General features: G+C 72.0%; 18 protein-coding genes. 4 read left to right on the top strand and 14 right to left on the bottom strand.

Going from position 1 to position 23,146, the window contains the following annotated elements; translation table 11 throughout:
• Nucleotides 1-267: 267 nt before the first annotated feature.
• Nucleotides 268-1,239, top strand: a complete 972-nt coding sequence (locus ACFYMO_RS18325) for an A/G-specific adenine glycosylase (protein ID WP_366773834.1) — start codon at nt 268-270, stop codon at nt 1,237-1,239.
• A 210-nt stretch (nt 1,240-1,449) separates the two neighbouring features.
• On the opposite strand, the gene ACFYMO_RS18320 is transcribed toward ACFYMO_RS18325, so the two are convergent.
• Entirely contained in the window at nt 1,450-3,180 is a 1,731-nt protein-coding gene (locus ACFYMO_RS18320; RefSeq protein WP_366773835.1) for an MDR family MFS transporter, read from the bottom strand.
• 110 nt (nt 3,181-3,290) lie between these two features.
• Between ACFYMO_RS18320 and ACFYMO_RS18315 the strand changes: the two genes are divergently transcribed.
• Nucleotides 3,291-3,896, top strand: a complete 606-nt coding sequence (locus ACFYMO_RS18315) for a TetR/AcrR family transcriptional regulator (protein WP_366773836.1) — start codon at nt 3,291-3,293, stop codon at nt 3,894-3,896.
• Nucleotides 3,897-4,013: 117 nt separating this feature from the next.
• On the opposite strand, the gene ACFYMO_RS18310 is transcribed toward ACFYMO_RS18315, so the two are convergent.
• Complete coding sequence (locus ACFYMO_RS18310; RefSeq protein ID WP_388547426.1) at nt 4,014-4,730, bottom strand: M23 family metallopeptidase; 717 nt, start codon at nt 4,728-4,730, stop codon at nt 4,014-4,016.
• 410 nt (nt 4,731-5,140) lie between these two features.
• Here ACFYMO_RS18310 and ACFYMO_RS18305 point away from each other — a divergent pair, with 410 nt between their 5' ends.
• A complete protein-coding gene (locus ACFYMO_RS18305) occupies nt 5,141-8,341 on the top strand; it encodes an NACHT domain-containing protein (protein ID WP_366773838.1) in 3,201 nt (1,066 codons plus the stop codon).
• Between the two features lie 150 nt (nt 8,342-8,491).
• Complete coding sequence (locus ACFYMO_RS18300) at nt 8,492-11,068, top strand: NACHT domain-containing protein (RefSeq protein WP_366773839.1); 2,577 nt, start codon at nt 8,492-8,494, stop codon at nt 11,066-11,068.
• 147 nt (nt 11,069-11,215) lie between these two features.
• Here the strand turns inward: ACFYMO_RS18300 and ACFYMO_RS18295 are convergent, their stop codons facing one another.
• The 12 genes from ACFYMO_RS18295 to ACFYMO_RS18240 form a co-directional block, all read right to left on the bottom strand.
• Nucleotides 11,216-13,741 carry an ATP-dependent Clp protease ATP-binding subunit gene (locus ACFYMO_RS18295; RefSeq protein WP_276478461.1) on the bottom strand — a complete coding sequence of 842 codons (2,526 nt, stop codon included), beginning with the start codon at nt 13,739-13,741 and terminating at the stop codon, nt 11,216-11,218.
• A gap of 610 nt (nt 13,742-14,351) precedes the next feature.
• Nucleotides 14,352-14,690, bottom strand: coding sequence for an Lsr2 family protein (locus ACFYMO_RS18290; RefSeq protein ID WP_388547379.1), 339 nt, complete (start codon nt 14,688-14,690; stop codon nt 14,352-14,354).
• A gap of 159 nt (nt 14,691-14,849) precedes the next feature.
• On the bottom strand, nt 14,850-15,374 hold the full coding sequence (locus tag ACFYMO_RS18285; RefSeq protein WP_027761346.1) for an amino-acid N-acetyltransferase: 525 nt from the start codon (nt 15,372-15,374) through the stop codon (nt 14,850-14,852).
• Nucleotides 15,375-15,383: 9 nt separating this feature from the next.
• The gene (locus ACFYMO_RS18280; protein WP_366773840.1) at nt 15,384-15,794 is read right to left on the bottom strand and encodes a BlaI/MecI/CopY family transcriptional regulator; all 411 of its coding nucleotides are present in this window, start codon (nt 15,792-15,794) and stop codon (nt 15,384-15,386) included.
• A gap of 98 nt (nt 15,795-15,892) precedes the next feature.
• The gene (locus tag ACFYMO_RS18275; protein WP_366773841.1) at nt 15,893-16,060 is read right to left on the bottom strand and encodes a hypothetical protein; all 168 of its coding nucleotides are present in this window, start codon (nt 16,058-16,060) and stop codon (nt 15,893-15,895) included.
• Between the two features lie 147 nt (nt 16,061-16,207).
• A complete protein-coding gene (locus tag ACFYMO_RS18270) occupies nt 16,208-16,936 on the bottom strand; it encodes a hypothetical protein (RefSeq protein WP_388547374.1) in 729 nt (242 codons plus the stop codon).
• Nucleotides 16,937-17,086: 150 nt separating this feature from the next.
• Complete coding sequence (locus tag ACFYMO_RS18265; RefSeq protein WP_019355666.1) at nt 17,087-17,884, bottom strand: type III pantothenate kinase; 798 nt, start codon at nt 17,882-17,884, stop codon at nt 17,087-17,089.
• Nucleotides 17,884-18,900: a carboxylating nicotinate-nucleotide diphosphorylase gene (gene nadC, locus ACFYMO_RS18260; protein WP_366773843.1), complete on the bottom strand. Its 1,017-nt coding sequence runs from the start codon at nt 18,898-18,900 to the stop codon at nt 17,884-17,886. Before nadC ends, ACFYMO_RS18265 begins: the two co-directional genes overlap by 1 nt.
• Nucleotides 18,897-20,726, bottom strand: a complete 1,830-nt coding sequence (locus ACFYMO_RS18255) for an L-aspartate oxidase (protein WP_366773844.1) — start codon at nt 20,724-20,726, stop codon at nt 18,897-18,899. The genes nadC and ACFYMO_RS18255 overlap by 4 nt, the downstream gene beginning before the upstream one ends.
• Nucleotides 20,723-21,631 (bottom strand): pantoate--beta-alanine ligase, encoded by a 909-nt coding sequence (gene panC, locus ACFYMO_RS18250; RefSeq protein ID WP_366773845.1) that lies wholly within the window; start codon nt 21,629-21,631, stop codon nt 20,723-20,725. The genes ACFYMO_RS18255 and panC overlap by 4 nt, the downstream gene beginning before the upstream one ends.
• The gene (locus ACFYMO_RS18245) at nt 21,628-22,641 is read right to left on the bottom strand and encodes a Rossmann-like and DUF2520 domain-containing protein (RefSeq protein WP_388547423.1); all 1,014 of its coding nucleotides are present in this window, start codon (nt 22,639-22,641) and stop codon (nt 21,628-21,630) included. Before ACFYMO_RS18245 ends, panC begins: the two co-directional genes overlap by 4 nt.
• A 179-nt stretch (nt 22,642-22,820) precedes the next feature.
• Nucleotides 22,821-23,093, bottom strand: a complete 273-nt coding sequence (locus ACFYMO_RS18240; protein WP_366773847.1) for a hypothetical protein — start codon at nt 23,091-23,093, stop codon at nt 22,821-22,823.
• Nucleotides 23,094-23,146: the final 53 nt, after the last annotated feature.

Raw genomic sequence — 23,146 nt, 5'->3', positions numbered from 1 at the left:
ACCACACCCACCGCTAGGAGTACCAATTGTTGTGATGAGCGGAAGCGGACGGCCGCCCGGATGGCGCTCCGCACCGCTTGACATTGCTTTGCTACTTCTTTTCCCATTGGTGAGATTAAAGGCTGTAACGGGGCTTGTGCGGCTTCTCCGGTGTTTGCGGCACCGTGCCCGAAACCCGCCGGACACGCGGGCGGGAGCAGCGGACAGGCTTTCGTACCGCGTGTGCGTTTTTCGGATGAGGGACGCCGTGCCAGGATCGGTCGTGCCATGACTGCGACCACCGAGACTTCCCAAGCCGCTTCGGCCGGCGCCCCGTCAGCGCGCGCCGCGGAATCCGAAGCCGTCGACCCCGCCCTGCGCGAGACGGCGCGCGCCCTCCATGCTCCCGTCGTCGACTGGTTCGCCACACACGCCCGCGACCTCCCCTGGCGCCGCCCGGAAGCGGGCGCGTGGGGCGTCATGGTCAGCGAGTTCATGCTCCAGCAGACCCCCGTCAACCGCGTACTGCCGGTGTACGAGGAGTGGATGAAGCGCTGGCCGCGCCCCGCCGACCTGGCCGCCGAGGCGCCCGGCGAAGCCGTACGCGCCTGGGGCCGGCTCGGCTACCCGCGCCGTGCGCTGCGGCTGCACGGGGCCGCCAAGGCCATAGCGGAACGGCACGACGGAGAGGTCCCCGTCGAGCATGCCCAGTTGCTGGCGCTGCCGGGCGTGGGCGAGTACACGGCGGCCGCCGTGGTGTCGTTCGCGTACGGCAAGCGGCACGCGGTGCTCGACACCAATGTGCGCCGGGTCTTCGCGCGTGCCGTCAGCGGCCGGCAGTACCCGCCCAACGCGACGACCGCGGCCGAACGCAAGCTCGCCCGTGCGCTGTTGCCCGAGGACGACGAGACCGCCTCGCGCTGGGCGGCGGCCACGATGGAGCTGGGCGCGCTGGTGTGCACGGCACGCAGCCCGGAGTGCGGCCGCTGCCCGATCGCCGCACAGTGCGCCTGGCAGCGCGCGGGCGCCCCCGCCCACCAGGGGCCCGCCCGGCGCACCCAGGCGTACGCCGGGACCGACCGGCAGGTGCGCGGACGACTGCTGGCGGTGCTGCGGGCCGCCAAGGAGCCGGTACCGCAGTCGGATCTCGACCGCATCTGGCACGAGCCCGTCCAGCGCGCCCGGGCGCTGGACGGGCTGGTGGCCGACGGGCTGGTCGAGCCGCTGGACGGGAAGCGCTACCGGCTGCCGCTCACCTGACCCGGCCCAGCCTGTCAGGTCCTGGCCTGTCAGGACCTGGCCCGGCCAGGCCGACGAGGCCGGGCCGCGTCGGACCGAGGCGCCTCCGGGCGCCACCCGGCCCGCGTGCGGGGACGTCGTCACGCCGCCGCCCCCGCGGGTCGGGCTTCCTGCGCGGGGGCGGCGGCGGAGTGCGGGGTGCGGGCGGGCGAGGGCGCCGCGCACCGGCTGCTACTTCTGGGCCTCCGCGTCCTTGAGCGGGACCTCCTTGATGAACCACGCGGCCACGAAGGTGAGCAGCGCGACTCCGGTGGCCAGCAGGAAGACCCCGTGGGTGCCCCCGGCCACCGCGTGCTCGTACGCCTCCCGCACCTGGGCGGGGAGCTTCTCCAGCGAGGCGGCGTCGAGCTGGGGGCCGGTGTCGGCGAGCTGCTTCCCGCCGCCGGACCCCCCGGAGGCCGCGGCGCTCTTCCGCATGGAGTCCTCGACCTGCCGGGCGAAGACCGTGCCCATCAGGGCCACGCCGAAAGAGCCTCCGATGGTGCGGAAGAGCGTCGTCGTCGAGGAGGCGACGCCCATGTCCTTGAGCTCCACACTGTTCTGCGCGATGAGCATGGTGAGCTGCATCAGGAAGCCCATGCCCGCGCCGAGCACCGCCATGTAGAGGCCGGAGGTCAGCCTGCTGGTGCCGACGTCCATCTGCGCCAGCAGGAACAGGCCGACGGGGATCAGCGCACCGCCCATGATGGGGTACATCCGGTACTTGCCCGTCCGGGTGGTGGCCCGGCCGGTGACCACCGAGACGACCATCATCGGCAGCAGCACGGGGAGCAGCAGCAGCCCGGAGTTGGTGGCCGAAGCGCCCTGGACACTCTGCTGGAAGAGCGGCAGGAAGGTCATCGAGCCGAACATCACGAAGCCGAGCACGAAGCCGATGAAGGCCATCAGCGAGAAGTTCCTGCTGTGGAAGACCCGCAGCGGGAGGATCGGCTCGGCGACCCGGCGCTCGACGAAGGGGAAGGCGGCCAGCGCGACCACCGCGAGCAGCGCGAGCCCGACGATGGTGGCCGAGCCCCAGTCGTACTCGGTGCCGCCCCAGCTCGTGACGAGCACGGCCGAGGTGATGCCGGCGGTCAGCAGCCCGGCGCCGAGGTAGTCGATCCGGCCCTTGGCCGGCTTCTTCGGCAGGTGCAGGACGGTGCCGACCATGGCGAGCGCGACGGCGCCCAGCGGCAGGTTGATGTAGAAGGCCCAGCGCCATCCGAGGTGGTCGGTGAGCGTACCCCCGACGAGCGGGCCGCCGATCATGGCGAGGGACATCACCCCGGCCATCAGGCCCATGTACTTGCCGCGCTCGCGGGGCGGGATCAGATCGCCCATGATCGCCATGGCCCCGACCATCAGCCCGCCGGCGCCCAGGCCCTGCACGGCGCGGAAACCGATGAGCTGGCCCATCGTCTGGGCCGCGCCCGAGGTCATCGAGCCGATGAGGAAGAGCACGATCGAGGTGAGGAAGACGCCCTTGCGCCCGAACATGTCGCCGAGCTTGCCCCAGAGCGGCGTCGAGGCCGCGGTGGTGAGGGTGTAGGCGGTGACGACCCAGGAGAGGTGTTCGAGGCCGCCGAGCTCGCCGACGATGGTGGGCATGGCCGTACCCACGATCATGTTGTCCAGCATGGCGAGCAGGACGGCGATCATCAGGGAGAGCAGGATCAGGCGCACGCTGCGCGGCTTGCGTCCTCCGGCCCCCGCGCCGGAGGCGGATCCGGCGCCGCCGGTGCCCTCCGCGTCGGCCGCCGCGACCGGGGCGGTCTCGGTCCCGGGAGCGTCCTGCGCCTCAGGGATCGTACCGGAGGCGTCCTCGGCCGCCTTGGGGATTCCTTGGCCCGGACTCGGCGCTTCCTTGACGCGGAGATCCTCCGTTTCCTGTTCTGCCCCGTTTGTCGCGCTGCTCGCACCCATGCGCGGCCACTCCCTTTGCTCGCCACTTACTTGCCGCACGGCTAGTTCAGTACGATGGACAAAGTAGGGCGCCACTAGCCGGGCGTCAAGTAAGTTCCGAAGGGGCCGACATGAGCAGGGGAAACACCCGTCAGCGCATCCAGGACATCGCCCTGGAGCTGTTCGCTGAGCGCGGTTACGAGAAGACCTCGCTCAGGGAGATCGCCGAACAGCTCGGTGTCACCAAGGCCGCGCTCTACTACCACTTCAAGACCAAGGAGGACCTGGTCACCAGCCTCTTCGAGGACCTGGTGCTGGGCCCGGCCGACGAGGTGATCGCCTGGGCGGAGGCGCGGCAGCCGACCACCCTGGAGACGAAGCTGGAGATCCTCAACCGCTACAGCGCGTGCATCAGCAAGGCCACGCCGCTCGTCCGGTTCATGCACGAGAACCAGGCCGCGCTGCGCGAGCTGTCCGTGGGCGAGCAGATGAAGGCGCGGATGTTCACGCTGCTGAGGCTGATCAAGGACGAGGACGCCGCCCTGTCCGACCAGGTGCGCTGCAGTTCAGCCCTGTTCACCATGCACTCGTCGCTCTTCGCACTGGAGAGCTCCGGCGCGGGCGTCGAGGAGAAGCGCCAGGCCGCCCTGGAGGTCGCCCAGGAACTGGTCACCTCGGCCCACCACGGCCCGGCGTCGCGCCCCCGTGCGGAGACGAGCAGCGCCCGTCACGGATGACGAGCGCTGCTGCCGACTCCGGCACGTCCCCTGGGCCGGAGTGTCCTGGGGTGGCGCGGGCCGCTCGGCACCGACCGGGGGCCGGCGCCGCGGCGGGCCGCACCGCGGGGGCGTGGGTCAGAAGGTGACGCCGACCGCCCGCATGGCCGCCACCGGGTCGACCGCCGTGCCGTAGTTCGGGCCCTTGCGGACCTCGAAGTGCAGATGCGGCCCCGAGGAGTTACCGGTGTTGCCGGACTTGGCTATGTTCTGCCCGGTCTTGATCTGCTGACCGGGCTTGACGTTGATCTGCGACAGGTGCGCGTACTGCGAGTACGCGCCGTTGTCGTGCCGGATCACGATCGCGTTGCCGTACGCCGGACCGTCGCCGGCGCCGTTCGGCCCCGCCTTGACGACGGTGCCCTTGTGCACGGCCTTGACCGGGGTGCCGACGCCCACGGCGAAGTCCTGGCCCGAGTGGTTGTGCGCCCAGCGGCCGCCCGCCTTGCCGTAGGAGGCGCTCAGCTCGTACTCGCCGCCGACCGGCTTGATCCAGGACGCCTGAAGGCGCTTGGCGTCCCGAGCGGCCTTCTGGGCCGCGCGCTTCTTCGCCTCGGCGGCGCGCTTCTCGGCCTTCTCGGCGGCCGCGACGGCCTTGCGGTGCGCGTCGGCCTGCTGCTGCGTGGACTTCGCGAGGCTGCTCGCCGTGCCGGTCGCGAAGATGTCGTGCTGGGCCGTGTTCGCCTCGGCCTTCGCAGCCGCCAGCGCCGTGCCGGCCCCCAGGGCCATCGACGCGCCCATTCCGACGGCCAGCGCCGTCGTGTAGGTACGGGCGCGGTTGGTGGTCCTCGACATCGCCATAGGGGTGCTACCTCCGGAAGGGGGTTCGTGGAGTGCGCCTCGAAGCGGACGCGCCCCCTTGGTAACCCGCACAAAAATGGGCATCAAGGGCCCCTTCTACTAAACGGCTCCGTAATGGGACGAGAGACCCAGATCACTCCGCGCCGCCGCACCGGGTCCCGCGCGCCCGCCGGGGCCACGCGGCAGCTCCCGGCCTCCTATCGGGCCTCGTAGCCCCCTCCGGCCCTGTGCCGCACCTCACGGCGGACCCACGCCGGACGTGGCCGGGCTCATATGGCCCCGCTCACTCGACGGACCCCGGTGGGGCGAGGGGCCGTCATCGACGTGGCGTACCCGGCCCTCTACGCTTGCTCGCCGTACGCGGCCCCGTACTGCGGGGAGTCGAGCGCCGAAGGGGGGTGGGGATGGACGCGGGGGTCGCCGGGCTGCGCATCGCCTCCAGCGTGCTGGCACCGCTGGTCAAGCGGCTGTTCACGGCGGAGAGCGCGGGGGCCGGGCTGGTGGACCGGCCGGTGCGCGTCTCGCGGCTGGTCGCCTTCCCGGGCGAACGCCGTGAGCTGGGCAGGCGGCAGTTGGAGAAGCTCGCCGGGGAGCTGATCGACCGGGCGGTACGGGACATCGGACCGCACGAGGCCCCCTCGCCGGGCGAGGCGGAGCGGGCCGCGGAGCGGCTCGCCGACACGCTGCACGCGCTCGGGGACATCGGCCTGAGCGACGTGGAGGCGGTCAGTCTCGGCCACACCGACTTCGCCCGCGCCCTGCACGCGCAGGCCGCCATGCACGACCCGCACCGGGACGTCACTCCCGCGGAGGAGACGCTCTACCAGCGAGTGCTGGAGACGGCCTGCCTGCACATCCTGCACTTCCTCACCCAGCGCTCCACCTTCGTGGCCCGCACCCTGGTCGAACAGAGCCGCAAGCTCGGGGACCTGGTCACCCTCGTCGACGTCCTGATCGAGCGCGTCCCCTCCCAGTCCGCGCAGGACGCCGGGTTCGAGCAGCAGTACGCCCGCTACATCGCCAACCGGCACCGCACTCTCACCATCTACGGCATCGACGTCCAGCAGGCCAGCGAGTGGCCGCTGGACACCGCCTATCTGAGCCTGGAGGCGACGGCCGACGGGCCGGGTACCGGCGCGTTCGACGACCTGGAGGGCATGGCAGCCGCCTCCGCCGCTGTCGAGGCGCTCCCCGCCGACCAGGCGCTCGCCGAACACCGACGGGTACTGCTGCGCGGTGTGGCGGGCTCCGGGAAGACCACCCTCGTCCAGTGGCTCGCCGTCACCACCGCACGCCAGTCCGAGCTGACCGGACGACACACCCATCTGATCGGCCGGGTGCCTTTCGTGCTGCCGCTGCGCACTCTGACGCGTGGTACCGCGCCGCTGCCGACACCCGCCGACTTCCTGTCCGCCGTCGGATGCCCGGTGACCGGAGCACAGCCGCACGCCTGGGCCGACCGCGTGCTGGCCGCCGGGCGCGGGGTGCTGCTGATCGACGGCATCGACGAGGTACCGGAGCAGGAGCGCGCCCTCGCCCACGCCTGGCTGCGCGATCTGACGATCGCGTACCCGGACAACCTCGTCCTGGTGACCTCGCGCCCCTCCGCCGTACGGGAGGACTGGCTGGGCCGGGAGGATTTCACCGAGCTCTCCCTCTCCCCCATGCGCCCCGCCGACGTCGACCTGTTCATCGGCCGCTGGCACGCGGCGGCGGAGGCGGACGAGGAACTGGCAGCCGCGTTGCGTGCGGCCGTACGCACCCGCTCCGACCTGTCCCTGCTGGCCACCAACCCCCTGATGTGCGGCCTGATCTGCGCCCTCCACCGGGAACGGCACGGCTTCCTCCCCCGGGGCCGCAAGGCCCTCTACGACGCCGCGCTGGCAATGCTGCTGGAGCGGCGCGACCGGGAGCGCGCCGTCTACGCCGCACATCCGGCCGGCGTCGAACTGGACGAGGCATCCCAGGTGGAGCTTCTGCAGAAGCTCGCCTACTGGCTGATTCGCAACGGCCGCTCCGAGATGGCGCAGAGCGACGCGGTCGGCCTGGTGGAGCGGATGCTGCCGGCCATGCCGTACGTCGCCGACCAGGGCTCGGCGACGGCGATCTTCCGCTTTCTGCTGGTGCGCTCCGGCCTGCTGCGCGAGCCGGGGCCCGAGGCGGTGGATTTCGTCCACCGCACCTTCCAGGACTATCTGGGAGCCAAGGCCGCCGTGGAGGAGCGCGACTTCGGCGTACTGGTGCAGAACGCGCACCTGGACCAGTGGGAGGACGTGCTGCGGATGGCCGTCGCACACGCTCGCCCCGACGAGCGGGCCCGCCTGTTGCGGGGTCTGGTGGAGCGAGGGGACACAGAGCCGCGGTGGCGGACCCGGTTGCACCTGCTGGCGACGGCATGCCTGGAACACGCCACGAAGCTGGACCCGGCCGTACGGGGCGAGGTGGAAGAGCGCGCCAGGGAGCTGATTCCGCCGCAGAGCGTCGACGAGGCGAAGAAGCTCGCCAAGGTCGGCCCGGTGGTGCTCGAGCTGCTGCCGGGACCGGAGAGCCTCGGGGTGCACGAAGCCCTGGCCGTGGCCCACACCGCGGCCCAGCTCGGCACCGACGCCGCACTCGCACTCCTGACCCGGTTCCGTGACCACCCGTCCTCCGCCGTGCTGCAGCAACTGGCCGGCCACTGGGAACGTTTCGACGCGGACGCCTACGCGCAGCAGATCATCGCCCACCTTCCCGACCGGCCCGAGGTACAGGTCACGGCGAGCACGCCACAGCATCTGGCGTGGCTGCGCAGGCTGGGCGAACGGACGACCTCATACGTCCGTGGCGAGTTCTCCGTCGACGACCTCGTCCAGGCCCATGGCTCGGGGACTGAACTGGTCGAGCTCGGCCTCGCACGCAACCCCGCACTGAGCCGGCTGGATTTCGTCCAGTCCTTCCCGCACCTGCATACGCTCCACTTCCGTGAATGCCCGGTGGCGGACCTCGCTCCGCTGGCCGCGCTGCCTTTGGAAGTCCTGTACCTGTGGGACGTGCAGACGCTTGCGCGACTGGAGGGGATCGAGGCACTCACCGGCCTCCGCCGGCTGTGTCTGCGGGAGAGCACCCCTTGGCCGGGCGTCTCCCATATCGCTCATCTCTCCGAACTGACCACGCTGCTCCTCCCGGAGGACGCGGAGACGTTCACCGGGATATCCCGCCTCCGCAGTCTCAAGGCGCTGAACGTCTTCATGACCGCGCATCCACTGCCGCCCGAGGACTGGTCCGAACTCGCCGAGCTGCCCGGGTTCGAAGAGCTCACCTGCGAGCCGCACCACCTGGACAACATCAGTTGGAGCCGGACTCCGCTGCCGCAGGTGACACAGATGCAGGTGCTCAGCAATGTCCCGTTCGACCTGGGCGTGCTGCCCGAGTGCTTCCCCAGCCTGCGCAGGCTTCAGCTGACACAGGCGCGTGCGTCCCTCGACCTCGCACCGCTGGCAGCACTCTCCCGACTCGAAGAGGTGACGCTGGTCCGCCCCGAGAACCCAGCGATCGCCCACCACCTCCCCTCGCACATCGAGGTCACCACCATCCCCGGCCCCCGGCAGGGTCGGGCCCAACCCTGACGCGAACGCAGGGTGACCGGCACCACACGGACGGCCTACGCTGGTCATCAACCAGTCAACAGACGACCACCAGAAGCCGATCCGGGATCCGCCACCTCGCCCCTCACCCCACACCCGTCCCGCACCGCCCCCGTCAGGGAGCCCTCATCCATGGACCCCGCCGTCCGACTCGCCTCGACCGTCGCCGATCCGCATGTCAGCCAACTCCTGCTCCCCGTCGAGTCCACCCCCGACCAGGCCCAGTCCGAAGGGGAGCTGCTGGCGCGGCTCGTCTCCTTCCGCGGCGAGAACCCGCCGCTGTCCTACGAGTCGCTGCTCTCGCTCGCCCGGGAACTGGTGGGCCTCGCCGCACCCGCCCACCGGCTGCCGCACCTGGACGAGGGACCCGTCGCCGCGATACTCGCCCGCACCCTGTGGATCATCGGGGAGCTCGACACCACCGATGAGCAGGCAGTACGGCTGGGCCCACAGGACTTCGCCCGCAAACTGCGCTCCGCGCTCCCGGGCGCCGACCGCGAACTGTCCACGGACGCGGCCTGGTTCCACGACCGGCTCCTGGTCACCGTCTGCCTGCATCTGCTGCACCACCTCATCCGCCGCTCCCCCGTCCTCTCCGACCGCATGCCGGAACGCGCCCACCGCATCCGCCAGTTGATCGATCTGAACGATGTGGAGGCCGTACGGGGCCGACCGGAGCCCTCCGCCGTGGACGCCGGGTTCGAGACCCGCTACGCCCGTTCCATTGCCGAGCAGTACAACCGGGTGACCATCTACGGCATCGATCTGCCCAACCCCAACACCCCGGACAACTGGTCGCTGGACGCCACCTACCTCAGCCTCAGCGCCGAGTTCGACAACCCGGACCGGCGCGAGGAGGACGGGGGCAGCGGCGAGCCGGTGCTCCCCGCCGACCGGGCGCTGGGCGGCCACGAGCGGGTGCTGCTGCGCGGTGTGGCCGGATCGGGCAAGACGACGCTCGTGCAGTGGCTGGCCGTCTCCGCGGCCCGCGACGTGCTGCCGCCCGAACTGGCCTCGCTGCGCGGCCGGATCCCACTGGTGCTGCCGGTGCGCCGGTTCGCCCGCGAGGGATTCCCCTCCCCGGAGGACTTCCTGCGGGCCGTGCGCCATCCGCTGGCCGAGGAGGCGCCCGACGGCTGGGTGGCCCGGGTCCTCACCGAGGAGCGGGGGCTGCTGCTGGTCGACGGCATCGACGAGGTACCCGAGTCCGAGCGGGCGGCGCTGCGGCACCAGCTGCGCCGTCTGATGCGGATCTACTCGGGAAACTTCTGCCTGGTCACCGCGCGCCCCTCGGCCGTGGAGGCGAACTGGCTGGCCGACGAGGGCTTCGACGAGCTGGCGCTGGCACCCATGAGCCGCGACCAGGTGGCCGCCTTCATCACCGCCTGGCACACCGCGGCCGCCGACGACGAGGGCAAGGACCACCAGCGGCTGGCCGACTACCGCGACCAGCTCCTCTCCTCCATCCCGCTCTACCGCGAACTGCGCGGCCTGGCGACCAACCCGCTGATGTGCGGGCTGATCTGCGCCCTCAACCGGGACCGGTCCGGCTCGCTGCCGCAGGGGCGCAAGGAGCTGTACGAGGCCGCGATGGAGATGCTCCTGCAGCGCCGCGACCCCGAGCGCCGCGTCCTGTACGCCGACGCCGTGAAACTGCGGCGCGGTGCCCGCGAGCGGCTGCTGCGCAAGCTCGCCTACCGGATGCTGGTCGCCCGGCGGGCCGAACTGACCATGGCGGAGGCGCTGGAGGAGATCGCCCGGCAGCTCCCCGCCATCCCCTCCACCTCCGGCCAGGGGCAGCCCGAGGACATCTTCAACCACCTGCTGCTGCGCACCGGGCTGCTGCGCGAACAGTCCGACCACTCGGTCGAGTTCGTGCACCGCACCGTGCAGGACTACCTCGCCGCCAAGGAGTCCGTCGAGCAGGGCGCCTTCGAGATGCTGCTCGACCACGCGCACGAGACCGAGTGGGAGGAGGTCATCCGGATGGCCGTCGCGCACTCCCGCCCCGCGGAGTGCGCACGGCTGCTGGGCGGGCTGCTGGCGCCCGGCCGCAAGGGCATGCAGCGCAACAGGCGGCGGCTGCTGGCCGCCGCCTGCCTGGAGCATGTGACGGAGCTCGACCCGGAGACCCACGCCCGTATCCGCCGCGAGACCCGCAACATGGTGCGGCCCACCACCCTGGAGGGCGCCCGCAGCCTGGGGTGGGTGGGGCCCATCGTGCTGGAGATGCTGCCGGACCCCGGCACCGTCCCCGACCGGGAGGCGCACCGGCTCGCCGTGACCACCACCCGGATCAACGACGACGCGGCCATCCACTACCTCGCCCAACTGCGGAACCGGGCCTCGCTGGAGCTGCGCGCCGAGCTGGCCCGCGGCTGGCGGAACTTCGACACCGACCGGTATGCCGAGGAGATCATCGCGCACCTCGACCCGGAAGGGCTGTACTTCCCGGTCTCCGACCGCTTCGAGCTGGCCGCGCTGCGGAAGCTGGGCGGGCGGGCGCGAGTGCAGATCGTCGGGCCCTTCACCCCCGACGAGCTGCTGGAGGGGCTCGCCCACGAGCAGCTCACCCATCTGTGGCTCGCCTACGACCTGGGCGTGCCGATGGGGTGGCTCGCGGCCTTCCCGCACCTGACGACTCTCCGCGTCAATCCGCGGCTCCCCCGGGTCAGCGGGGTGCCGGACGGAATCCGCATCCTGTCCTGAGAGGCTGAACGGCGCTGAGCGGCCCTGAGCACCCCGCCGGCGGACGGCCCGAGCACCGGGCCGGACCGGGCCGGAAACACCGGTGGGGACCGACCCCGGACGGGTCGGTCCCCACTCGGATGATCCGGCGTGCGGGCGCTGCGGCCCTCACGCCTCCTTGCTGAGGTTGGGTCCGCCGCCCGCGGCGGACTCCACCGGCGGAGCGTCCGGCAGCGCGGACTTCTCCTCGCCCCGGAAGGTGAAGGTCTTGCCCTCGCCCTCGCCCTCGGTGTCCACGACCACGATGTGACCGGGCCGCAGCTCGCCGAAGAGGATCTTCTCCGACAGGATGTCCTCGATCTGGCGCTGGATCGTCCGGCGCAGCGGCCGGGCGCCCATCACCGGGTCGTAGCCCTTCTCGGCGAGCAGTTCCTTGGCCTCGGTGCTCAGCTCGATGCCCATGTCGCGGTCCTTCAGCCGCTCGTCCACCTGCGAGATCATCAGGTCGACGATGCGGATGATGTCGTCCTGTGTGAGCTGGTGGAAGACGACGGTGTCGTCGACACGGTTGAGGAACTCCGGCCGGAAGTGCTGCTTGAGCTCGTCGTTGACCTTCGCCTTCATCCGCTCGTATCCCGCGCGGACGTCGCCCTGGGCGGTGAAGCCGAGGTTGAAGCCCTTGGAGATGTCCCGGGTGCCGAGGTTCGTCGTCATGATGATGACCGTGTTCTTGAAGTCCACGACCCGGCCCTGGGAGTCGGTCAGCCGACCGTCCTCCAGGATCTGCAGCAGCGAGTTGAAGATGTCCGGGTGAGCCTTCTCGACCTCGTCGAAGAGGACCACGGAGAACGGCTTGCGGCGCACCTTCTCGGTGAGCTGGCCGCCCTCCTCGTAGCCGACGTAGCCGGGCGGGGAGCCGAAGAGCCGCGAGACGGTGTGCTTCTCGCCGAACTCCGACATGTCGAGGGAGATCAGCGCCTCCTCGTCCCCGAACAGGAACTCGGCCAGCGTCTTGGACAGCTCCGTCTTACCCACACCGGAGGGACCGGCGAAGATGAACGAGCCACCGGGGCGCTTGGGGTCCTTCAGGCCCGCACGGGTGCGCCGGATCGCCTGGGAGAGCGCCTTGATGGCGTCCTCCTGGCCGATGACGCGCTTGTGCAGCTCGTCCTCCATGCGCAGGAGCCGGCTGGACTCCTCCTCGGTGAGCTTGAAGACCGGGATGCCGGTGGCCGTGGCCAGGACCTCGGCGATCAGCTCCTCGTCCACCTCGGCGACGACGTCCATGTCGCCGGCCTTCCACTCCTTCTCCCGCTTGGCCTTCTCGGCCAGCAGCTGCTTCTCCGTGTCGCGGAGGGAGGCGGCCTTCTCGAAGTCCTGCGAGTCGATCGCGGACTCCTTGTCCCGGCGCACGTTCGCGATCTTCTCGTCGAACTCGCGCAGGTCCGGCGGAGCGGTCATCCGGCGGATGCGCATCCGGGAGCCCGCCTCGTCGATCAGGTCGATCGCCTTGTCGGGCAGGTAGCGGTCCGAGATGTAGCGGTCGGCGAGGGTGGCCGCGCCGACCAGGGCTGCGTCGGTGATCGAGACGCGGTGGTGCGCCTCGTACCGGTCGCGCAGGCCCTTGAGGATCTCGATGGTGTGCGGCAGCGACGGCTCCGCGACCTGGATGGGCTGGAAGCGGCGCTCCAGGGCCGCGTCCTTCTCCAGGTACTTGCGGTACTCGTCCAGCGTGGTGGCACCGATGGTCTGCAGCTCGCCGCGGGCCAGCATCGGCTTGAGGATGCTCGCCGCGTCGATGGCGCCCTCGGCGGCGCCCGCGCCGACCAGGGTGTGCAGCTCGTCGATGAACAGGATGATGTCGCCGCGCGTACGGATCTCCTTGAGCACCTTCTTCAGGCGCTCCTCGAAGTCGCCCCGGTAGCGGGAGCCGGCGACCAGCGCGCCCAGGTCGAGGGTGTAGAGGTGCTTGTCCTTGAGGGTCTCGGGCACCTCACCCTTGACGATGGCCTGCGCCAGCCCCTCGACGACGGCGGTCTTGCCGACGCCGGGCTCACCGATGAGCACGGGGTTGTTCTTCGTACGGCGGGACAGGACCTGCATGACCCGCTCGATCTCCTTCTCGCGCCCGATGACCGGGTCGAGCTTGGACTCGCGGGCGGCCTGCGTGAGATTGCGGCCGAACTGGTCCAGCACCAGCGAGGTGGACGGCGTGCCCTCGGCGGGTCCGCCGGCCGTGGCGGCTTCCTTGCCACCGGAGTAACCGGACAGGAGCTGGATCACCTGCTGGCGCACCCTGTTCAGGTCGGCGCCCAGCTTGACGAGGACCTGGGCGGCGACGCCCTCGCCCTCGCGGATCAGCCCCAGCAGGATGTGCTCGGTACCGATGTAGTTGTGGCCGAGCTGAAGGGCTTCGCGGAGCGACAGCTCCAGCACCTTCTTGGCACGAGGAGTGAAGGGGATGTGGCCGGACGGCGCCTGCTGGCCCTGCCCGATGATCTCCTCCACCTGCTGGCGGACAGCCTCAAGCGAGATCCCGAGGCTCTCCAGTGCCTTAGCGGCGACACCCTCACCCTCGTGGATCAGGCCCAGAAGGATGTGCTCGGTGCCGATGTAGTTGTGGTTGAGCATCCGGGCTTCTTCCTGAGCCAGGACGACAACCCGCCGCGCGCGGTCGGTGAACCTCTCGAACATCGTTAATCGCTCCTCAGAGCGGTCAGGCAGTGAGGGGACGCTCCCCTCGCTGTCCTTCCGCAGCTTAGTCCCGCAACGGGGGACCGCTCATTCCAACTGCCGACTGCGGCCCGGTCGACCCGGTCGATCATGCGCCTCCTGCCCGGACAGCCGACACCAGTTCCAACCCGATGGTGCGAGACGATGTTCCCGCAGGCCAGGCGTATTCACCTGGATCCACTACGCCGAAGGCGAACACCTCCGCACCGGCCCCCCGGCCGTGCGGTGGCACCTGTCACTCAGCACCCCCGATCCGCCGCCGCCACCTGGGGCTTCCTGGCTGTCAGAGCCTTCTTACCCGCTCGGTGTGACAATCCATGCGGCTTCCGCCGGATACGGCACCCCGCATCCGCTGAGGGCGAACAGACGGGTGCCCTTTCCGTGGACACCTTCCGCGCACCCCGTAGGAGCGGACACACCGGGTGACGCGGCACAGCAGCGCGTGACGGGTCCGGTGCGCGACGGGACCCGCCGACCAGGGGTCGGCCGGCCCCTGGGGAGGCCGCCGCGAGGGGGCCTCCCGAACCGGGACGGCCATCGGGGTCAGGGTCGGCCCGTGAGCCGGAACGCCTCAGCCGTTGGCCTTCTCGTACGCCTCGCGAATACTGGCCGGAACACGCCCGCGGTCATTGACCTCGTAACCCTGCTCCTTGGCCCACGCGCGGATCTTCGCGGTGTCCTGGCTGTTGCTGGAACCCGATCCCGAGCGGCTCCCCTTTCCGCGCGAGGAACGGCCACCGGTACGCCGGCCGCCCTTCAGATAGGGCTCCAGAGCGGATCGGAGCTTGTCCGCATTAGCGGTCGTGAGGTCGATCTCGTAGGACTTACCGTCCAGCGCGAACGTCACCGTCTCGTCCGCCTCGCCGCCCTCGAGGTCGTCGACAAGAAGAACCTGAACCTTCTGTGCCACCTGCTACTCCCATTCGTCCTGGATAACGGATTACAGATACCGACGTGGAAAGCAAACCGCTTTTCCCTGGGAAACACAAACCCTGTGCCGAGTTTGACCGCCGGCTCCGCTGGGATTGGCGGGATCTTTCGGACATAGTGACGGGCCTTCGCCCCCGGATCACAGATGCAGCAGCATCCGGCTGTTGCCCAGGGTGTTGGGCTTCACCCGTTCGAGACCGAGGAACTCGGCCACTCCCTCGTCGGGGGAACGCAGCAGCTCGCTGTAGACATCCCCGTCCACCGGGGTCTCGCCGATCTCCGTGAAGCCGTGCTTGGCGAAGAACTCGACTTCGAAGGTGAGGCAGAAAATGCGGCGCACCCCGATCCAGCGGGCGGTGCGCAGGAGCTTCTCCAGCAGCAGATGCCCGACGCCGGTTCCACGCCGGGAACGGTCCACGGCCAGGGTCCGGACCTCCGCCAGGTCTTCCCACATGACGTGCAGCGCGCCGCAGCCCACGACTTCCGCATCCGCGTCCCGTTCCGCCACCCAGAACTCCTGGATGTCCTCGTAAAGGGTCACGGTGGCTTTGTCGAGCAGGATGCGGTCGCGCGAGTAGGCGTCGAGCAGCTGGCGCACCGCCGGGACATCGGCCGTGCGGGCCCTGCGGATGGTGATCTCGGATAGCGGTGCGCGTTCTGTCATGAACGGACGCTATCGACCCTCGGTCTCGCCGTCCGCAGCGGGGGGATCGAGATGGACACCGTTCAGATGTGCGACTCGCAAGGCGGTCCGCAACACCTCGGCCTGTTCCGGGGACATCATCCCGAAGAAGTCGACAAGAGCGGCGGCGGGGTTGTCACTCGCCGACCACGCCTCATGCATGAGAGCGGCCGAGTATGCGGCCCGGGTGGAGACGGCTGCATAACGATAGGCGCGGCCTTCTTGATCCCTGCGGAGCCAGCCCTTCTGGCGCAGGTTGTCCATTACGGTCATCACCGTCGTGTACGCGACGGTGCGTTCCTTCTGGAGATCTTCGAGGACTTCCCGCACGGTGACCGGGCGGTTCCAGCGCCACACCCGGGTCATCACGGCGTCTTCCAGCTCTCCCAATGGCCTCGGCACAGAAGAACAATAGTGGAAAATGTCCGAATCGAGGAAATTACCCGGACAGTGGGCGGGGTGCACCGGAGTGCGGAGTCCGGCGCGAGGGGCCCCGGGGCTCAGCTCCGGCGCTGCTGCCCGGCGCCATCGGCGCGCGCGGCGGCGTCCACGATGCCGTCCTCCTTGGCCTTGTTCGCACCGCCCTGGGTCCGGACGATCGTCACGATGAGCGCCGTGAAGGCCACCGCCATCACGAGCGGCGGGGTCAGTGCGGCGACGTAGTCCATGCCAGGGCCTCCTCGGTGAACGGAGTCCCCAGGGTAACGCCGCCCCCCGCGGCAGGACCGGCAGGGCGGATCGGCGGGGCGGGGCGGCACGGGGCCCCGGACGCGGTCGAGCCCCGGCGGCGCGTGACCGCCGGAGCGCGTACCGCGTCACACAGGGACGGCACGCGGCGGCAGCAGGGCCATCGGCGGGCGGCCCCCGGCGGCCCGCTGTTCGGTGCCCGGCTCCGCGTCCGGCTCCGCGGACGGCTCCTCCGGGGGCTCGGGCTGGGTCCGGCGGCGCCGGGGAGGAAAGACCTCGGCGGGGGTGGGCACGGGCCGCGAGGGGGTGGCGGGGCGCTCGGCCGGAGCGGGCTCGGCCGGAGCGGGCGAGGGCTTCCCGGGGCGCCGGGGCGCCGGTTCCGGCCCGTCGCCGTCCTCCTGCTCGCCGGCCCGCACGGCGGGTACGCGGGGCGCCTGACGGCCGTCGTTGGGCCGGGGCAGCCGGGGCACCCGGGCCTCCTCGGCGCGCCGCAGCAGGCCCGCGCGGCGGGCGGCCTCGCTCGGGCCCACGGGCTGGGCGCACAGCCCGCGGAGCGCGGCGAGGTCGGCGGGAGCGGGGAGGTACCCGGCGGCGAGGGCGTCCTCGAACTGCTCCAGATAGCCGGCCGCGGCACCCGGCAGCGCCGCGCGGTGGCGGGCGAGGTCAGCACGCACGAAGGAGCGCAGCCGGGCGCCCTCACCGATCGCCTCGTCCACGGCCCGGACGAGCCGCAGATACTCCTGGACCCGCTCGGGCGCGGGGTCGGACTGGAGGGCGATGGCGAGAGCGCCGCCGAGCACACGCAGCTCGTGCGGGCCGAACGCCACGCCGCCTCGGGAACCGTATGGCGTGGGCATGCGGCGACGATAGAAGAGATGCGGGATAAATGTACGTATTGCCTGATTTACGGCGTGGCGACCCGGACCGCCCGCCACGCGGACCGCGGGCACCGCCCATCCCGCCGAGCGGACCCCGCGGGCACCGTCCCCCGACGCACGGCCCCGCGTTCAGCCCCGTTCGACGTTGCGCTCGTACACCAGCCGGAGGCCGATCAGCGTCAGCCAGGGCTCGTGCTCGTCGATCACCGTCGACTCGCCCAGCACCATCGGGGCGAGCCCGCCGGTCGCGATGACGGTGACATCCTGCGGATCGTCCGCCAGCTCCGCCGCCATCCGGTTGACGACCCCGTCCACCTGGCCCGCGAAGCCGTAGACGATGCCCGCCTGCATCGCCTCGACGGTGTTCTTGCCGATCACGCTGCGCGGCCGGGCGATCTCGATCTTGCGGAGCTGCGCACCCCGCATGCCCAGCGCGTCCACCGAGATCTCGATACCGGGTGCGATGACGCCGCCGACGTACTCGCCGCGCGCCGAGACCGCGTCGAACGTGGTGGCCGTGCCGAAGTCGACCACCACGCACGGACCGCCGTACAGCTCGACCGCCCCCAGCGCGTTGATGATCCGGTCGGCCCCGACCTCCTTCGGGTTGTCCATCAGGATCGGCACGCCGGTCTTGACCCCGGGCTCCACCAGCACCGCCGGGATGTCCCCGTAGTAGCGCCGGGTCACCTCGCGCAGCTCGTGCAGCACGGAGGGGACGGTCGAGCAGATGGCGATGCCCTCGATGTTGTCGCCCAGCTCCTCGCCGAGCAGCGGGTGCATCCCCATCAGCCCGTTCAGCAGCACGGCCAGCTCGTCCGCCGTGCGGCGCGCCTCCGTCGAGATCCGCCAGTGCTCGACGATCTCCTCGCCGTCGAACAGGCCCAGCACGGTGTGGGTGTTGCCCACGTCGATGGTGAGCAGCATCAGCGCTGTTCCTCCCGCAGGTCCAGGCCGATGTCGAGCACCGGCGCGGAGTGGGTGAGCGCCCCCACCGCGAGGTAGTCGACACCGGTGGCCGCGTACTCGGCGGCGTTGGCGAGCGTCAGCCGCCCGGAGGACTCCAGCCGCGCCCGGCCCGCCACCAGGGTGACCGCCTCGGCGGTCGTCCCCGGGGTGAAGTTGTCCAGCAGCAGCAGATCGGCCCCCTGGTCGAGCACCGGCGGGATCTGGTCGAGGCTGTCGACCTCCACCTCGATGGGGATGTCCGGGAACTCAGCGCGCACCCGCGCGAACGCCTCGGCCACCCCGCCCGCGGCGATCACATGGTTGTCCTTGATCAACGCCGCGTCGGACAGCGACATCCGGTGGTTGACCCCGCCGCCGCAGCGCACCGCGAACTTCTCCAGAGCGCGCAGCCCCGGCGTGGTCTTGCGGGTGTCGCGCACCCGCGCCCCGGTGCCCTCCAGCGCGTCCGCCCAGGCGCGGGTCGCGGTCGCGATCCCGGAGAGCCGGCACAGCAGGTTGAGGGCGCTGCGCTCCGCGGTGAGCAGGTCGCGGGTGCGGGTGCGGACCGTCAGCAGCCGCTGCCCGGCCACCACCCGGTCCCCGTCCAGCGCGTGCCGCTCCACCTCGAACTCGTCGGTGCACACCACCGAGAGGACCGCCTCGGCGACCCGGAGCCCGGCGACGGTGCCCGCCTCCCGGGCCGTGAAGTCGCCCGTGGCGACGGCCTCCTCCGGGATGGTGGCGACGCTGGTGACGTCCACACCGCGGTCGAGGTCCTCCTCGACCGCCAGGTGGGCGATGTCCTCGACGTGCACGGGGTCCAGGCCGGAGTCGCTCAGCAGCTGCGCCAGATCGGGGTCCAGGCCGCACTCCAGTGGGTCGAGCCCGTCCGGGCCCGGCTCGGCCGAGCAGCCGCAGCCGTCGCCGCAGCCACCGCCCTCGGACGGCGCCGAGGGGCCCCGGCCGATCTGGAGGAGGGGGAGGTCGTCGGTCACTGTTGCTCCTTGGGCAGGGCGACAACCGGCGGGAAGACGGTCGTCCGGGTGGTACGGAGAGTGAAGCGGGCGTCGGGCCGTGCCGCGCCTTGGGGACTGTCGGGCTGTGCCGCGCCTTCGGGACTGTCGGGCTGTGCCGCGCCTCCGCGGCCGGTGCCGAGGCTCACGACGAGGTGGCGGGACCACGCCTCGTCGTCGCGGTCCGGGAAGTCCTCACGCCAGTGGCAGCCTCGGGTCTCCTCGCGGCGGAGGGCCGCTGCCACCAGGACCTGCGCGACCAGGTGGAGGTTGGTCGTCTCCCAGGTGTCCACGCCCGGCTCGGGACGCTTCCCGGCCGCCGCACCGGAGAGGGCCGCGAGCTGCTCCGCGGCGCCCGCCAGGGAGGCGCCGGACCGGAGCACTCCGGCGCCCTCGCTCATGACGCGCTGGACGCGGGTCCGCGCGGAGGCGGGAAGCAACGCCGCCCGCGCCGAACCGGCGCTGTCCGCGGGTCCGGCGGGCGCCGCGGACCCGGCGCCCGGACCCGCGGCCGGGTCGACCGGGTCGAGCACGGCCTGGGCGATCCGCTCCGCGAACACCAGGCCCTCCAGCAGGCTGTTGGAACCCAGACGGTTGGCTCCGTGGACGCCGGTGCAGGCGGCTTCGCCGCAGGCGTAGAGGCCGGGGACCGTGGTGCGGCCGGTCAGATCGGTGCGGATGCCGCCGCTGGCGAAGTGGGCGGCCGGGGCGACCGGGACAAGCTGCGTCACCGGGTCGATGCCGTGCGCCCGGCAGGCGGCCAGGATGGTGGGGAAGCGGGTCTCCCACATGGCGGCGCCGAAGTGCCGGGCGTCCAGATACATGTGGTCGGTGCCCTGCTGCGCGGCGTGCCGCATGATGCCCTTGGCGACGATGTCGCGCGGCGCCAGCTCGGCGAGGGGGTGGGCGCCCTGCATGAAGCGGACCCCGTCGGCGTCCACCAGATGGGCTCCCTCGCCGCGCACGGCCTCGGAGATGAGCGGCTGCTGCCCCTCGGCGTCCGGGCCGAGGTAGAGCACCGTCGGATGGAACTGCACGAACTCCAGGTCGGAGACCTCCGCGCCGGCGCGCAGTGCGAGGGCGACGCCGTCGCCGGTGGAGACGGCCGGGTTGGTGGTCGCGGCGAAGACCTGGCCCATGCCGCCGGTGGCCAGTACGACAGCGGGGGCGCGGACGGCGCCGACGCCGTCGTGCTGCCCCTCGCCCATCACGTGCAGGGTGACGCCCGCGGTGTGCCCGTCGGCGTCTTTGAGCAGGTCGAGGACGAGGGCGTTCTCGACGGTGCGGATGCCCTGTCCGCGTACGGCCTCGACCAGTGCGCGGGAGATCTCGGCGCCTGTCGCGTCGCCGCCCGCGTGCGCGATGCGGTTGCGGTGGTGGCCGCCCTCGCGGGTCAGCGCGATCTCACCGGTGTCGGAGGAGAGGTCGAAATCGGCACCTGCCGCGATGAGCCGCCGTACGGCCGCGGGACCCTCGGTGACCAGGGTGCGCACCGCGCTCTCGTCGCACAGTCCGGCACCTGCCTCCAGGGTGTCGTCCAGGTGCTGCTCCGGGCTGTCGCCCTCGCCCAGCGCGGCGGCGACGCCGCCCTGGGCCCAGCGGGTCGATCCGGCGTTCAGCCGGGCCTTGGTGACGATGACGGTACGGCCGCCGCCCGCCGCGCAGCGCAGCGCTGCCGTCAGCCCGGCGACCCCGGAGCCGACGACGACCACATCGGCGTCGAGGGTCCAGCCCGGGTCGGGCGCGGGCAGCGCGGTGCCGGCTATGCCGGGTCCGACGGCTTCGGGGTACCGGCTGTGGGCGGTCATCGGGCTTCTCCGAGGTTCGAGTGGCCGGACTTCGAGTGGCCGGGGTACGCGTGGCCGAAGTGCAGGGGGGCGTTGTCGATCAGCCGGGTGGTGCCCACGCGGGCGGCGACGGCGAGCACGGCGTCGCCCTGCCGTGCCTGGTCGGTGATCTCGGCGAACCCCTCGGGGTCGATCAGCGCGACGTAGTCCACCTCCAGGCCCTGCGAGGCGGCCGGCTCCAGCACCTGCTGTGCGGCGCGCAGGGCTGCTGCCGGGCCCTGCGGCGCGGCCTGCTCACCGGCGCGCAGGGCACGGGAGAGGGCGAGGCCGCTGGCGCGCTCCGCGTCGCTCAGGAACCGGTTGCGGCTGGAGAGGGCGAGACCGTCGTGCTCGCGGACCGTGGGAACCGCGACGATCTCCACCGGGAAGTTGAGATCCCGCACCATCCGGCGGACGAGGGCGAGCTGCTGGGCGTCCTTCTGCCCGAAGAAGGCCGCATCGGGTGCCGTCAGATGGAGCAGCTTGGCGACGACGGTGAGCATCCCGTCGAAGTGCCCGGGCCGGAAGGCGCCCTCCAGCACGTCGCCCATCGGCCCCGCGGAGATCCGCACCTGCGGCTCGCCGCCCGGGTAGACCTCGGCCGCGGACGGGGCGAAGACCACGTCCGCGCCCTCCTTCCCGGCGACCTCCAGATCGGCCTCCAGGGTGCGCGGGTAGCGCTCCAAGTCCTCACCGGCGCCGAACTGGAGCGGGTTGACGAAGACCGTCACGACGACCTGGCCCCGCGGACCCACCCGGTCCCGGGCCGCGCGCACCAGCGCGGCGTGGCCCTCGTGCAGCGCGCCCATGGTCATGACGACGGCCCGGTCGCCCGCGCGCGCCAGGGCGCGCAGTTCGGCAGCCGTACCGATGACGCGCGGCGTCATGCGCCCGCCTCCCCGTCCCGGCCGTCTCCCCGGTCCGCTTCCCCGTCGTCGTCCCGGCCGTCGCCCGGGTCTTCGCCCGGCGCCTGCGGGGCGCCGCCGGCCGGTCCGGCACCGCCGGACGAGCCGTCGTCCGGGGGGCCGCCGCCGGGTGCGCCCGCCGCCGCCAGCACGTCCAGCAGCGCCTCGGCGGGCTCGGGCCGCAGCAGGCCGTGCGCCAGGGCCCGGTCGGCGGTCGCGCGCGCCATCGCCAGATATCCGGCCACCGTCTCCGGTGCGCTGCGGGCCAGCTCCTCGACGTGCGCCGCGACGGTGCCCGCGTCGCCGCGGGCCACCGGGCCGGTCAGCGCGGCGTCACCGGAGCGCAGCGCGTTGTCCAGGGCGGCGCCCAGCAGCGGGCCCAGCATCCTGTCGGGGGCCTGCACCCCGGTGGCGCGCAGCAGGTCCATCGACTGGTTGACCAGCGTGACCAGATGGTTGGCGCCGATGGCGAGGGCCGCGTGGTACAGCGGGCGGGCTTCTTCGGCGACCCACTCCGGCTCGCCGCCCATCTCGATGACGAGGGCCTCGGCCGCCAGCCGCAGCTCCTGCGGCGCGGTCACTCCGAACGCGCATCCGGCCAGCCGCTGCACGTCCACGGCCGTGCCGGTGAACGTCATCACCGGGTGCAGCGCGAGGGGCAGCGCCCCGGCCCGCAGCGCGGGCTCCAGCACCGAGATGCCGAACCGGCCGGAGGTGTGCGCAACCAGTTGGCCGGGGCGCACGGCGCCGGTCCGCGCCAGGCCGGACACCAGGTCCGGCAGCGCGTCGTCGGGCACGGTCAGCAGGACCAGCTCGGAGCGGGCCAGCACCTCGGCCGGGTCCACCAGCGGCACACCGGGCAGCAGTTCGGCCGCCCGGCCGCGGGACGCGTCCGAGACCCCGGAGGCCGCGACGGGGCGGTGCCCGGCCAGCCGGAGGGCTGCGGCCAGCGCCGGGCCGACCCGTCCGGCGCCGACGACGCCCACGGACAGCCGCGCCGGGCGGTCCTCGGCGCGGGCCGGGGCGGCGGGCTCGGGCCTGCCCCCGGCGCCGGGCCGGGAGGCGTCCCCGGTGCCGTCCGGGGGCGGGGAGTGGTGTGCGTTCACGAAAGCGGCCTTCCGTATGCGTTCCGGTCCGCTCAGTGGCCGGTACCGGACGAGACCACGCCATGCTAAGCCCTCCGTGCCCGGCGCCGGAGGGGCCGGGGTGCGGTCCGGGAGGCCCGCTGCCGTGTCCCGTCCCGGTCCGCGCGCGGGCCGGCGGAGGGCGCCGCGTCCCGGTCCGCGGTGCCGCCGCCGGACCCGAACTCCTGCCCGGCCTCCCGGCGGGCCACCCACCAGGCCCGCAGGAGCTTCGCCTCGTGGCTGCCGGGTGCCGGGGGCGGTGCCTGACCGTGCGAGCCGAGCCGCCAGATGTCCAACGCGTACTGGTCCATGAGTGCCATGCGCACCACGGTGCGGCGCTTCCGGTACCGGAGCACGCGGGTTGACCGGGGCC

Source organism: Streptomyces sp. NPDC007025 (assembly GCF_042869455.1).
GTDB lineage: Bacteria > Actinomycetota > Actinomycetes > Streptomycetales > Streptomycetaceae > Streptomyces.
Note: the sequence above shows the minus strand (reverse complement) of the source record. Positions and strands in the feature narration are given on the sequence as shown.